This window comes from Photobacterium sp. HL06 (assembly GCF_059552575.1).
The window spans coordinates 3,188,129-3,200,910 of the sequence record NZ_CM183914.1; the positions used below are offsets into that span (position 1 = coordinate 3,188,129).

Here is a 12,782-nt window from a genome sequence, read left to right on the forward strand (position 1 = left end):
TGCTTACGGTATCTATTCTCGCCAAGCTAGCCATTCCGTCTTAGTTTCCCACCGCATTGACGATACGTATCTGTTTCTCATCCGGCACTTCCTGGTAGGAAAGAACCCGCAGCGATGGAATGGTGTTTTTGACAAACTTAGCGAGCGTTGACCGTAATACACCGGAAGTCAGTAATACGGCAGGCTCCCCTTTCAGCTCTTGTTGCTGAGTAGCCTCGGTCAGTGAGCGCTGTAAGCGCTCTGCCAGCCCTGGCTCTATGCCGGAAGATTCGCCTCCGGCTGACTGCATAGTTTTATGCAATATTTGTTCCAACTCTGGAACTAACGTAATCACTGGTAATTCAGGCTCTATACCATTGATTTCTTGGCAAATTAGTCGTTTCAGGCCGATTCGGACTGCGGCAGTCAAAATGTCAGGATCTTGACTCTTTGTGGAATATTCAGAAAGGGTCTGAACAATCGTCCGCACATCCCGGATCGGGATCCCTTCGTGCAGCAGGTTCTGTAGCACTTTCACTACCACACCCAGTGACAGCTGTTCCGGTACGAAACCTTCCACGAGCTTCGGTGTCGTCTGGCTCAGCATTTCAAGCAGGTTCTGGACTTCTTCGTGTCCAAGCAGCTGAGAGGCACTGTTGGTCAGGATTTGACTCAAGTGGGTTGCCAGCACGGTGGCTGAATCAACGACCGTATATCCCAGCGCCTGAGCATGCTCTCGCTGTGATTCCATAATCCAGACAGCTTCAAGGCCAAATGCCGGATCTGTGGTGGCCTCGCCATCAATTGAGCCAAACACCTGCCCAGGGTTAATCGCCAGCTCCATGTTCGGATGAATATTGGCTTCACCGCAAGCAACGCCCATCAGGCTAAGCCGGTAAGTATTTGGAGGCAGCTCCAGGTTATCGCGAATGTGGACAGGCGGGATCAAAAAGCCAAAATCCTGAGAGAGCTTTTTACGTACCCCTTTAACTCGCTCAAGCAATTCACCGCCTTGCTCTTTATCGACCATAGGTATAAGACGATAACCTACTTCTAGCCCAATAACGTCGACAGGCTGCACATCATCCCAAGATAATTCTTTTTGGCTTGGCTGCGCCGCCAGTTCTGTCGACGGTGCTTCCGCCTCGGCGACTGCCGCGGCTTTTTCTTTCTTGATCCGCCAGTAAGCAATTCCACCAATCAAAGCGGCCAGCAACAAAAATGGAATATGCGGCATGCCTGGTACAATCCCCATCACAAACAGGATCACACCAGTGACAATCAATGCCTGGGGATTATTGAACAACTGGAAAACGAGCTGTTGCCCCATGTCCTCGTCAGTATTTTGACGAGTCACCATCATTGCCGCACCGATAGACAGCAACAGTGACGGGATCTGGGCAACCAGTCCATCACCAATAGTCAACAGGCTATAGATTTCAATCGCATTGCCAAAATCCAAGCCATGCTGGCCCATGCCAATCACTAGGCCACCAATGATATTGATAAACAAGATCAAGATACCGGCGATGGCATCCCCTTTTACGAATTTTGATGCACCGTCCATAGAGCCGTAGAAATCGGCTTCTTTGGTTACCTCAAAGCGGCGGGTTCTTGCCTGCTCCTGGTCAATCAGTCCGGCATTCAAATCCGCATCAATGGCCATCTGCTTGCCTGGTAGGGCGTCCAAGGTAAAGCGGGCACTCACCTCTGAGATACGGCCTGCACCTTTGGTTACCACCATGAAGTTGATAATCATTAGGATCAGGAAAACAACCAGGCCAACGGCGTAGTTACCACCGATGACCACCGAGCCGAATGCATCAATCACCTGGCCGGCGGCATCAGGGCCTTCGTGTCCGTATAGCAGTACGACTCGGGTGGAAGCAACATTCAAGGCAAGGCGCAACAAAGTGGCAATCAGCAGCACGGTTGGAAAGGCTGCAAAATCGAGTGGGCGGCGGGTATAAACCGTTACCAGCAAGACCACCAGAGCCAGGGCGATATTGAAAGAAAAGGCCATATCCAGCAATAACGGAGGCATAGGCAGCACAACCATCGCCAAGGTTGCCAAAACCATGACCGGGGCGCCTATTGCTGGCATAGATTGCAGGCGTGATAAAGGTAATTTATCCGCAAAAGGTATCGAAAGCTTCATTCAATCTTATTGTTGTTAGAGTGGCACTGATCCACAGTGAGAGCGGGCTATTTTATCGCTTTAACCGCCAAACAGGAACCTTCATAGCAATAATCGTACCTTATGGGTCGACAATAATTTGACAGTCGTTTCTATCAATATGATCTTCCATATTAATATTGAAGGTCCGGCGGAATATTCATTGCTTCCTTCGACAGCTTCGGTTTCTCTCCCCTGCCTTTGCGGTATTGCTTTAGTTGGAAAATATACGCCAGTACCTGAGCCACGGCGGCAAACAGCCCGTCTGGAATTTGCTGTTCAAGCTCGGTAGTGTGATACAGCGCACGGGCTAGCGGCGGTGCCGGCACAATATTGACGTCATGCTTATTGGCAATTTCCCTGATCTTCAGTGCCAGGTGATCGGTTCCTTTGGCAATCACGACTGGCGCAGTATCAATTTTCGGATCATAGCGAAGCGCGACAGAGAAGTGCTCCGGGTTGGTGATCACTACGTCGGCCTGCGGGACATCTGCCATCATTCGGCGTTGTGCCATCTCACGCTGCAACATCCGGATCCGCCCTTTGACCTCCGGCTTACCTTCGCTGTCTTTGAACTCGTCTTTCACTTCCTGCTTGGTCATTTTCAGCTGCTCGTTGTGCTGCCAGATCTGATAAGGAATATCGATGGCAACCACAATGAGCAACGAGCAACAGATCAGCAGGACAAAGCCCGATAAAATATCGAGTGCATGAAACAAATTCTGCGGGTAGATTTCGACACTGAGCTGGAAAAAATCCTCCAAGTTGGACTGCATCAGATAGAAAGCGATACCAGCAACCAGGCCAACTTTTAAAATTGATTTGATCAGCTCGACAATACTCTGCTTGCCCAGCATCCGCTGCAAGCCACTGATGGGGTTCATTTTGGATAACTTCGGCCTAGCCGCTTCGGCAGAAAAGCTCACTCCCCCCAGCCCGGCAGCCCCTACCAGCGCCGCCACGAACAAGAAAGCCAGCACAAGTACCAATGGCAAGGCAACATGCCACACAGAGGAAGTGATCACAGCAAACAGTTTATTGAGGTCAAAAATCTCCTCCCGGCTCAGGGAAAACATTTTCATCATCACTTCAGCCAAACCCTTGCCTAGGATTTCACCAAACCACATCAGGCCGACGGCACCTGCCACCAACACAGCGACGGAAGCTAATTCTCTTGAGCGCGGTACTTGCCCCTTTTCCCGCGCCTGCTGAAGCCTTCGGGGCGTGGCGTCTTCGGTACGTTCCTGACCGTCGGAATCTGACATATCAGCAATCCACCCTGATTAAGCTACAAATCTGCCCAAATCCAATATCCCAATGATACTCATACTGCGGCAACATGGCTGCAACCAGGAACCAGCTGATCACCAGGCCAAGCAACAGGGCAAACGAAAAGCCCAACGAGAAAATGTTCAGCTGCGGCGCAGCACGAGTCATCACGCCGAATGACAGGTTGACGGTCAGCAGAGCGATGATCCCCGCCAGGGCCATATTTAACCCTGCCTTGAACATATGACCGAACCAACCTGCCAGCTGATAGTAATCAACCGGTCGCAACATCGCCTCGCCGATAGGCAAAGTCTTAAAGCTCAGCACCACCATATTGATCATGGTTAAGTGCCCATCAGTGGACAAAAACAGCATAACGGCCAGGAACATATAAAATTGGCCTAGAACCGGTGTATTTTGACCATTGGCAGGGTCAACCATCGAGGCAAAACCCAGGCTCGACTGCATACCCAGGATCTGGCCGAGCAGAACAAAGGTCTGGGTAACAAACTGGGTTACCAGCCCCATTGAAATACCAATCACGACCTGCTGCGCAGTCACCATGAAACCTGCCAGAGAAAGCAGCTCGATATCTCCCGGGACTTTAGGCAGTGCAGGCATTACCGCAAAGGTAATGGTAACCGCAAGATAAAGGCGAATTTTTGCCGACACAAAACGGGCACCAAAAAACGTCATCACCATCATCATTGATGAGATCCGTGTCAGTGGCCAAAAATAGTTGGCTATCCAATCCAGTAGCAGTGCTGATGGGTAGGCCATCGGGTTACTCACTCATCTTGGTCATTACAATAGGCGCTAATCTAATACAGCAGCTGCGGGATCTGATCGATGATGCGATAGAAATAATCCATCAGCATTTGGGTCATCATATGGCCAAAAAACATCAATGCCAGTAACGTGACAATCAGACGCGGCAGGAAACTCAAGGTCTGTTCATTGATCGAGGTCGCTGCCTGGAAGACAGCAACGACCAAACCAATCAGCAAGCCCGGTACAACAATCGCACAGACCATCACCAGGACCATGTATAAGGCTTCCTGGAAAATTTCGACAAACGCTTCAGGTGTCATAGGCTTTCTTCTCCCGCACTCAGGTGCCGAAACTGCCGGCCAGGGTTGACAGGATCAAGTTCCAGCCATCGACCAGCACGAACAGCATCAGCTTAAACGGCAGGGATACAATCATCGGTGATAGCATCATCATACCCATCGCCATCAACACCGAAGCCACCACCAGGTCGATAATCAAAAACGGCAGGAACAGCATAAAACCAATCTGGAAAGCTGTTTTAAGCTCAGAGGTAATAAAGGCCGGGATCAATACCGTGATCGGTACATCTTGTGGGTCGGTTGCCTGTGAGCCTGACATATTGACGAAGCTTTCCAGATCTTTGACCCGGGTTTGCTTGAGCATAAACTGGCGCAGCGGCACCTGGGCACTAGACAAAGCTTCAGAGGCGGTGATCTCTTCGTTGATATAAGGCTGCAACGCCGTAGTATTGATTTTATCGAGCACCGGCGACATGATGAAAAAGGTCAAAAACATGGCAATACCGATAATCACCTGATTTGACGGCGTCTGCTGTAAGCCCATGGCCTGTCTTAAAATCGACATCACTACCACAATACGGGTAAAGGATGTCATCAGGATCACAATCGCCGGCAAGAAGCCTAGCGCGGTCATCAAAGCAAGGATCTGCAAGGTCACCGAATAATCTTCGCTGCCATCGGGATTAACCGTGACGGACAAAGCCGGGATCCCTCCGCCAGCACCCGTTGCCATCAACCTTGTTGCGCCCGCTTCTTTTTGCATTTCGCTGACAGTCACACTGCCACCTGCCGCTGAAGAAAAACCGGGATCAGCGGTTTCCGCCAATACCGGCCATGCCAACAAAAAGCTAAAAGCCGCCAGGACGACGGCAATAAGATTATTTCTTATCATTCTTTTTCAGTAACTTCGTTAAGTGGCTGGCAAACTCACCGCCACTTTGAACCTCGTCCATCGCCAGGGGCTGCTCCAATTTGCTCAATAAAGAAATATTCTGCTGCGTCACACCGACCAGCATTTGCTCTTCACCCACCTGCAGCAAGACAATCCGCTCCCGCTGCCCGACGGGCAACTGACGCAAGATTTTAAGTGATGCATCGCCTCCCTGGATCCCAGGCAGCTTCATCCTTTTAAGCAACCAGGCGAGAAATAAAATCAGCACCACCACCAGCGTCAACGCAGCCAGTGTCGTTGCAATATTCATCTCAGCTGGCGGCGCGGCAAATGTCGGCATACTTACCGTTGCCAATAACGTACAGCCCACTAACCTATTAACCCGGGAAAACATCATGCTCAAACCTAACGCAGTTTCTTGATGCGTTCAGTTTGGCTGATCACATCGGTCAGGCGAATACCGAACTTGTCATTGACCACAACCACTTCCCCGTGGGCAATCAGGGTGCCGTTTACCATCACATCCAGTGACTCACCGGCAACACGATCCAACTCAACAACCGAACCCTGGTTCAGCTGAAGCAGGTTACGGATACTAATCTGGGTACGTCCGACTTCCATTGAAATGGTAACCGGAATATCCATGATGGTATCGAGCTTGCGACGCTCATCGTCGGTGATCGGCGCACTGTCATCTGTCAGCTCTTCCAGCGGTGCTGGCTGAGCACCATCATCCGTCGCTTGCTCTGCAAGTGCAGCAGCCCAATCATCGGCAATTTGTTGATCATTTTGAGACATAACTTACACCTGTTTCTAGTCGTCTGAGTCGTCGTTGTGGATATTAAGCAACGCCGAACCTAATTCATCGCGGTCAAGGAAAGCCAGATCGGTCTTTACCATATCTGGCCGCTTGAGTTTTTCAGTTACCTTAAGGGCAATATTATCGCCAGACTTACCCATTTTAGCGCGGTAGGTTGGCAGATCTTCGACAAATACTGTTGCCGCTTCCGGCATATCAATCGGGATCACATCACCAGGACGAAGCTCCATCAAATCACGCAGCGAAAGGTCGACATCCATTAGCTTGGCGCGGATATTGACCGGCACATCCATAATTTCGTCACGCAGCGCTTTGCTCCAGCGCACATCGGTATCCATCTTGTCACTCTGGACACCGGCGTCCAACAATTCGCGAATGGGCTCAACCATCGAATATGGCATAACGACATGAAAATCACCGCCGCCACCATCAACTTCGATATGGAATGAGCTAACGACGATCACCTCCGTCGGGCTCACAATGTTGGCCATCGTCGGGTTCACTTCCGAATCCAGGTATTCAAACTCGACGCCCATAACGGGTGACCAGGCCTCGCGATAATCTTCAAACACCAGCTTCAGCAGCATCTGAACGATCCGGCGCTCGGTAGGGGTAAATTCACGCCCTTCGATTTTGGCATGGAAGCGGCCGTCACCACCAAAGAAGTTCTCTACCAGGATGAACACCAACCGGGCTTCCATGGTGATCAAGGCCGTCCCTTTCAATGGACGAAACCGCACCATATTCAGGCTGGTTGGAACATAAAGCGTATTTTGATACTCCCCGAACTTGATCATCTGTACGCCGTTAATCGACACCTCTGCGGTTTTTCGCAGCATGTTGAACAGGCTGATCCGCATATGGCGCGCAAAGCGCTCATTGATCAATTCCAGCGTGGGCATTCGCCCACGCACAATCCGGTCTTGCGATGAGAAATCGAACGAAATGACACCGGTGTCACTTTGCCCGGAATCCTCATCATCTTCTACGTCATCGACACCATGTAACAGGGCATCAATTTCGTCCTGAGTTAGTAAGTCACTCACATTAAACCTATTGCATTACAAAACCAGTAAAGAGTACACGCTCGACGACCTGCTGGCCGGAGACTTTCACCATCGCATTTTGGACCGAAGACAGCGCCTGCTGACGCAAATCATCACGGCCATTTGGAGTACGCAATTGCTCAACCGTTGCAGCTCCAAATGCCTGTAACAGCGTGCTTTCAATCAGTGGAATATGTTGACTTGCCGACGATTCGTTACTGTCGCCTCGCACCATCAACTGTACTTTCACCTGCACCAGGCGATCTCGTTTATCACCCGTGACATTAAAAATAAACGGCTGAGGCAGGATCACATAGTATGCAGGCTCAAGTTTTACCGGCTGTGCAACAGTGGCTGCCACAGCGACCTCAGCTTCCGGTGAGTCATCACCCATCAAGAAAAACCATGCCCCGGCTCCGCCGCCAAGCAGCAGTACAACCAGTGCAATGATGATGATCAGTTTTTTCTTGCTACCAGTATTTTCCGCACCTTCTGCCATAGTACTTACAATCCTTTCTCTTTTTTGACTCTCACAGGGAGGCCATTGTTATTATGCATAATAATCAACGCGGTCAGACGGCTGACTCACGTACATGTCTACAGGTTCAGCGCCTACCCGTTCTTCTTGTTGATGCTGGGAGCCACTACTATTTTGCTGTCCACCGCCATTGCCCTGTTGACCAGCGCTGTTCTGGTTCTGGTTTTGCTGCTGATTCGGCTGGCCGGCAAACTGCTGCCTTGAGCTATCTTGCTGAACCGAGCTTTGCGCAAGCTGCAAGCCTTGTTGGTTCAGTAGCTCACGGAGCCGAGGCATCGCTTGTTCAACCAAATCACGCGTTTGCTGGTTACCCACAGTAAACTGCACTGACGCCTGGTCCTGGTTCAATGACAATTTAATCTGAAGCTTGCCCAGCTCAGGTGGATCAAGGCGAATATCAACATGCTTGAGGTTCTTCGACATCATCACCTGCACGCGTTCGGCCAGCTGATCACCAGCCTGCTCTTTACTCAACTGCAGCGGACTTTGGGCCTGCGCGGCTTCTGCACGCGCCTGAGCCGTCGCCTGTCCCTGCTGTGTCGTCAGGCCTGTCAGCGAGTGCGTCATTTCGGCGGACTTCACTTCACTGCCACCCTCCGTTACCCCATGCTCCAACCCCATCGCCAGGGCACCAGTTCCCGCAGCAATACCCGTGGCGCCACTAAGTTGGGCTTCTACCGTCCCGGCATCCGGTGATACCAGTTCTGGAACCAGGTTTGGTATCATACTGGATGTCGCAGACGCCGATGAACTAGCCAGATTAGCACTATTCAAAGCCGGCGACAGGCTCGCCTCTGAAAGCGGCGGCTGGCTGTTGCCATTGGCTGCACTAGCTAGTGCTGTTGCCGTGGCTGCAGCAGCGGCACTTGGCATAAACACACTGCTCGCTTTACTCTTACCATCTAGTAGATCGGGAGAGACTAGCTGTTCTTTCACCATCTCTGCCGTTCTTGGATTCGCTGATTGTAGCAAGTCCGCTGGCTGCTGGGCTACCTGCTGAGCATTTTTCACCTCACCGCCTACGGGTGGCACCGCGGCCCCTAAGGCAAACGCTGCAGCTACCATGCTGCTATCAGCCTCATCGCTTTCATTATTCTTGCTTTCGTTAGCACTTATTTCTTTAGCACTATTCTGCTTAGTGCTGGCTTTATTGCTATTGCTTTGATCTACATTGACACCTGGCAACTGCCCGGCCTGAAGCTCTGCGCTATTGCCTGCCACTTGCTCTTGAGAAAGCGGCTGTTGAGAAAGCTGTGCCTCTGAAACTTGCAACGGCTTTCCTGAAGCCTTCGCTCCGCCAGGTACGGCAAAAACCTTAGCCAGATCTTCTTGGCTGATCCCCGCCACGGGTGCTTCCGGTAACGCCGTATTCTCTACTACCCCAGCCTGTTTCTGGCTGGTTCCCTGTGATACCACGGCAGCTTGAAAGACCTTCTGTTGCAGCTCAGTTTCTGTCAGCCCTTTCTCTTTACCGTCATTGGCCTGGGGAGCCGCTTTATCCGCAGCCGCTTCCCCTTCAACAACACCTGGCTGTTGTGGCATTACCATCCCCTTTTTCGGGGCTTGTATTGAAGCCGCTTGCTGGGTCTGCACATGTGATGCCGTTACCTGCTCTGCTGGCAGTTGCTCTTGTTTCGCTTTCAGGGTTCCAACGGCTCCAACAGCAGCCGCGGCAGCAGTATGTTCCAGCGGCAACGTTTTGCCTTCCTGGCTATCAGGCGCTGAGGTTTGTGCCGAGGCCAGTTGTTTATTGGCTTGAGACAAACGGTTGAGCAGTGCTTCACCATCATCCATTATCTGCTGCTTTGTCGCTGGATCAAGCTCGGGCTGGACATCGGGCTTCTGGCTGGCAGCGGTCTGCCCATTTTGCTTGTCTATTGCCTGGCTAGTACTGACACCAATATCACTTTCAGGGTGACGGTTCAGCGGCTTGCCCGTTTCTTGACCGCTTGAGTCGGCAACATCGGCATCATTTCCGGCTGATTTTGATAATTCAGGATCAGAGGGAATTAACTCTGCGACGTTATCTTCCGTCGATGAAGCAAGAGGCTCTGATTCAACCTGTGATTCCGATACGAGCTTTTGATTTGCCTTTACTTTTTGTTCTTCACCAGCAGCAGCCTGAAACTCTTTGGCAAAGCTCCCCTCACCTTCAGGCGAAGCCGCACTTTCTTCTGCAAGCAAATCCGGGCTGGCTTTTACGCCTCCGCTTTTCACTTGGGAAGGCGGCGGGGTATCGGCTGTCAATAAGCTAGATGAAAACATAACGGCTCTTCGTATTAGAATAATAATTACATTATAACATGCAAAAATCGCACCAATGATAGATATATCAACAAGAAGTATCTGTATGCCTAGCGACGTACCTGGCGAGCAAACTGCAAAGTGGCGAACTCATCCATCATTTTTTGCTCTTGCTTGTCACGAAGCTGTTGCCGCTCAGTCTGCTTTTTCTCCAATAACCACTCAATAGACCGGCGCTTTTTACGCATTTCATTCCAGTACTCGCTGCACTGTTCAACTTGTTGTTCAAACTGTACGCCGGCTTCTTTCTGCTTCACCAGCGTTTCATCCAGCTGGCTAAGAAACTTCTGCAAATGGCCATACGAGCTGGCGCTTAATCCTTGCTGGCCGCGGGCAGAAAGCTGCTTACAGTAATCCAGTCGGTACTGTTCAATCTGCTTGAGCTGCTCGTAATAGTTTTCCTGTTCAATACGGGCATTATTGAGCGCAAGCGAGGCCTTGTGCTCATCATCTTTGGTTCTTTCCAGAATCAGCTCTAGTGCATTGTCTGCCATCGTTGCTCCAGTTTATCCTGATCTTGCCTAATCAATTACCCGCCAAGTGTGGAGCGCAGCATGTTCACACACATCTCATACGGCACAGACTCTTTCATGGTCTGCTGCAAGTAAATATCTAGTTTGGGTTTAAAGGTAAAGGCCTGGTCAATACTCGGATCGGTCCCCGGCTTATAGGCTCCAATCGAAACCAAATCTTGGTTTTTACGGCAAATCGATAGAATTTGACGGACAGCCTTGGACATCAGCATATGCTCTTCACTGACAATCGCTGGCATTACCCGGCTCACAGAGCGTTCAACATCAATGGCCGGATAATGGCCTGCATCAGCCATTTCTCGCGACAGCACGATATGGCCATCAAGGATTGCCCGCGAGGCATCCGCAATTGGGTCTTGCAGATCGTCCCCTTCCGTCAGTACAGTGAAAAAAGCAGTGATCGACCCCTGGTGTTCGCCACCGTTACCAGCACGTTCAACCAGCGCCGGCAGCTTGGCAAATACCGATGGCGGGTAGCCTTTGGTTGCCGGGGGCTCACCGACAGATAGGGCAATTTCACGTTGGGCCTGGGCAAAACGGGTGAGTGAATCCATCAACAGTAGAACATCTAGCCCCTGATCACGAAAATATTCGGCAATTGTGAGGGCCGTCTGGCAACCTTTCAGGCGCATCAGTGGCGAAGCATCGGCCGGTGCCGCGATAACAACAGCGCGCTGGCGCCCTTCCGCACCGAGGATCTCATCAATAAACTCTTTAACTTCCCTGCCTCGTTCGCCAATCAAACCGACGACGACAACCTGGGCGGTGGTACCGCGGGTCATCATACCCAGTGTCACCGACTTACCAACACCAGAACCAGCAAACAAACCAATACGCTGGCCTTTGCCCACTGTCAGTAGCCCGTTAATGGCTTTCAGGCCGACATCCAATGGCTCTTTGATTGGCTTACGCGCCAGGGGATTAATCGGCTCGGCATTGAAGGAAGCACGGTTAGCAGTATAAATCTCGCCAAGACCATCAAGTGGGTTGCCCACCCCATCAATGACCCGGCCCAGCAATTCCGGGCCTACTGGCAGGCCGCTGTTTTGCAGCACAGGGGTGACTTTAGCCCCGGGCATAATACCGGTGAGCTGTTCACTGGGCATCAGGAAAAGGGTATCGCCGGAAAAGCCAACCACTTCAGCTTCCATGTCGCCATTGAGGGTTTCAACCCGGCACAAACTACCTACCGGTGCCCGACAGCCAACCGCTTCAAGGGTCAAGCCAACGACACGGACAAGCCTGCCCGATGCCACCGGACGACATGCTGTTTTTTGAGTTTGGTAGCGGGAGAGGCGCTCAGCCAACGGTGCAGACATTACTGGCCTCCGTTGTTCTGCTGGCTATTGGCCCCGTTAAATTGTTGCAGTAAATGGCGGATGCGATCCTCGATATAATAATCAACACTGGAGTCGCCAGACTGTACCAGCAGATCGCCACGGCTGAGTGACGGCTCGGCCTGAAGGCTCCAATGGCGCTCAGCCAGGTTGTCTTCACCGTAGGCCTCTTTGACCAAGGCCAGATCATCGGGATGTAAGCTCAGCAAGGTCTGGCGGCCAGCAATGGGCAGCGCGCCAATCACTTCACGGATTGTATTTAAGATAACCTGCGGATTGGTCTGAACCTCAACCCGGATCAGCTCGCGGGTAAGGCTGGCTACCAGGTTGACGACCTGATTTTCAACTTCACTATCAATTTGTTGCAACGGCGCTGCCAACTTTTCAATGAGTTGGGTCAGGTGCCCGACGTGCTCACTGATCTGTGCCTGGCCTTGTTCCAGCCCTTGCTGCAAGCCCTGCTGCAAACCTTCTTGCATGCCTGCTTCCAGCCCTTCGGCCCTACCGGCTTCATGGCCTTCGGCGTGCCCAGCGGCCCGGCCTTCAGCCAAGCCCTCTTCGTAAGCAGAGTGGCGGATATCTTCAAGATCCGCCGCGGTTAACGGCGGTGGCCCTTGCTCTTCCTCTTCTTCTGGAAGCTCAGGTTGCCATTGCGGATCATAGTTAATCGCATTATCTAACGGTGCTTCCTGTTCATCGGCATAATCAGGATAGGCCCAACGCTCTAGCTCCTGTGCCTGATGTTCAGAAACACGCAGGAAGCCCCGGCGACGTTCAGTGCTCATAGCAGACCCTTATTGTAGGATCACGGCTGATAA

Annotated in this window: 13 protein-coding genes; all 13 read right to left on the reverse strand. The window is 51.6% G+C overall.

Going from position 1 to position 12,782, the window contains the following annotated elements; genetic code table 11:
- Nucleotides 1–40: 40 nt before the first annotated feature.
- Complete coding sequence (flhA, locus tag AC51G0_RS14370; RefSeq protein WP_496299341.1) at nucleotides 41–2,137, reverse strand: flagellar biosynthesis protein FlhA; 2,097 nt, start codon at nucleotides 2,135–2,137, stop codon at nucleotides 41–43.
- Nucleotides 2,138–2,289: 152 nt separating this feature from the next.
- A complete protein-coding gene (flhB, locus tag AC51G0_RS14375; protein ID WP_496299342.1) occupies nucleotides 2,290–3,420 on the reverse strand; it encodes a flagellar biosynthesis protein FlhB in 1,131 nt (376 codons plus the stop codon).
- Between the two features lies 1 nt (nucleotide 3,421).
- Nucleotides 3,422–4,204, reverse strand: coding sequence for a flagellar biosynthetic protein FliR (gene fliR, locus AC51G0_RS14380; RefSeq protein ID WP_496301960.1), 783 nt, complete (start codon nucleotides 4,202–4,204; stop codon nucleotides 3,422–3,424).
- A gap of 41 nt (nucleotides 4,205–4,245) precedes the next feature.
- Nucleotides 4,246–4,515, reverse strand: coding sequence for a flagellar biosynthesis protein FliQ (gene fliQ / locus AC51G0_RS14385; RefSeq protein WP_496299343.1), 270 nt, complete (start codon nucleotides 4,513–4,515; stop codon nucleotides 4,246–4,248).
- A 19-nt stretch (nucleotides 4,516–4,534) separates the two neighbouring features.
- On the reverse strand, nucleotides 4,535–5,386 hold the full coding sequence (fliP, locus tag AC51G0_RS14390; RefSeq protein ID WP_496299344.1) for a flagellar type III secretion system pore protein FliP: 852 nt from the start codon (nucleotides 5,384–5,386) through the stop codon (nucleotides 4,535–4,537).
- A complete protein-coding gene (gene fliO, locus AC51G0_RS14395) occupies nucleotides 5,373–5,783 on the reverse strand; it encodes a flagellar biosynthetic protein FliO (protein WP_496299345.1) in 411 nt (136 codons plus the stop codon). The genes fliP and fliO overlap by 14 nt, the downstream gene beginning before the upstream one ends.
- 8 nt (nucleotides 5,784–5,791) lie before the next feature.
- Nucleotides 5,792–6,184 carry a flagellar motor switch protein FliN gene (gene fliN, locus AC51G0_RS14400; protein WP_496299346.1) on the reverse strand — a complete coding sequence of 131 codons (393 nt, stop codon included), beginning with the start codon at nucleotides 6,182–6,184 and terminating at the stop codon, nucleotides 5,792–5,794.
- Nucleotides 6,185–6,199: 15 nt separating this feature from the next.
- Nucleotides 6,200–7,252, reverse strand: a complete 1,053-nt coding sequence (fliM, locus tag AC51G0_RS14405) for a flagellar motor switch protein FliM (protein WP_496299347.1) — start codon at nucleotides 7,250–7,252, stop codon at nucleotides 6,200–6,202.
- Nucleotides 7,253–7,259: 7 nt separating this feature from the next.
- Nucleotides 7,260–7,751: a flagellar basal body-associated protein FliL gene (gene fliL / locus AC51G0_RS14410; protein ID WP_496299348.1), complete on the reverse strand. Its 492-nt coding sequence runs from the start codon at nucleotides 7,749–7,751 to the stop codon at nucleotides 7,260–7,262.
- Nucleotides 7,752–7,802: 51 nt separating this feature from the next.
- Nucleotides 7,803–10,055, reverse strand: coding sequence for a flagellar hook-length control protein FliK (locus AC51G0_RS14415; RefSeq protein ID WP_496299349.1), 2,253 nt, complete (start codon nucleotides 10,053–10,055; stop codon nucleotides 7,803–7,805).
- An 89-nt stretch (nucleotides 10,056–10,144) separates the two neighbouring features.
- Entirely contained in the window at nucleotides 10,145–10,588 is a 444-nt protein-coding gene (gene fliJ, locus AC51G0_RS14420; protein WP_496299350.1) for a flagellar export protein FliJ, read from the reverse strand.
- A gap of 35 nt (nucleotides 10,589–10,623) precedes the next feature.
- Nucleotides 10,624–11,946 carry a flagellar protein export ATPase FliI gene (gene fliI / locus AC51G0_RS14425; RefSeq protein WP_496299352.1) on the reverse strand — a complete coding sequence of 441 codons (1,323 nt, stop codon included), beginning with the start codon at nucleotides 11,944–11,946 and terminating at the stop codon, nucleotides 10,624–10,626.
- On the reverse strand, nucleotides 11,946–12,749 hold the full coding sequence (fliH, locus tag AC51G0_RS14430; protein WP_496299353.1) for a flagellar assembly protein FliH: 804 nt from the start codon (nucleotides 12,747–12,749) through the stop codon (nucleotides 11,946–11,948). Before fliH ends, fliI begins: the two co-directional genes overlap by 1 nt.
- Nucleotides 12,750–12,782: the final 33 nt, after the last annotated feature.

Excerpts from the sequence above, each read along its gene's own strand:
- fliL (WP_496299348.1), bottom strand. The coding sequence starts at position 7,751 with ATGGCAGAAGGTGCGGAAAATACTGGTAGCAAGAAAAAACTGATCATC.
- fliO (WP_496299345.1), bottom strand. The coding sequence starts at position 5,783 with ATGATGTTTTCCCGGGTTAATAGGTTAGTGGGCTGTACGTTATTGGCA.
- flhB (WP_496299342.1), bottom strand. The coding sequence starts at position 3,420 with ATGTCAGATTCCGACGGTCAGGAACGTACCGAAGACGCCACGCCCCGA.
- fliN (WP_496299346.1), bottom strand. The coding sequence starts at position 6,184 with ATGTCTCAAAATGATCAACAAATTGCCGATGATTGGGCTGCTGCACTT.
- fliP (WP_496299344.1), bottom strand. The coding sequence starts at position 5,386 with ATGATAAGAAATAATCTTATTGCCGTCGTCCTGGCGGCTTTTAGCTTT.
- fliR (WP_496301960.1), bottom strand. The coding sequence starts at position 4,204 with ATGGCCTACCCATCAGCACTGCTACTGGATTGGATAGCCAACTATTTT.
- AC51G0_RS14415 (WP_496299349.1), bottom strand. The coding sequence starts at position 10,055 with ATGTTTTCATCTAGCTTATTGACAGCCGATACCCCGCCGCCTTCCCAA.
- fliH (WP_496299353.1), bottom strand. The coding sequence starts at position 12,749 with ATGAGCACTGAACGTCGCCGGGGCTTCCTGCGTGTTTCTGAACATCAG.
- flhA (WP_496299341.1), bottom strand. The coding sequence starts at position 2,137 with ATGAAGCTTTCGATACCTTTTGCGGATAAATTACCTTTATCACGCCTG.
- fliQ (WP_496299343.1), bottom strand. The coding sequence starts at position 4,515 with ATGACACCTGAAGCGTTTGTCGAAATTTTCCAGGAAGCCTTATACATG.
- fliI (WP_496299352.1), bottom strand. The coding sequence starts at position 11,946 with ATGTCTGCACCGTTGGCTGAGCGCCTCTCCCGCTACCAAACTCAAAAA.
- fliJ (WP_496299350.1), bottom strand. The coding sequence starts at position 10,588 with ATGGCAGACAATGCACTAGAGCTGATTCTGGAAAGAACCAAAGATGAT.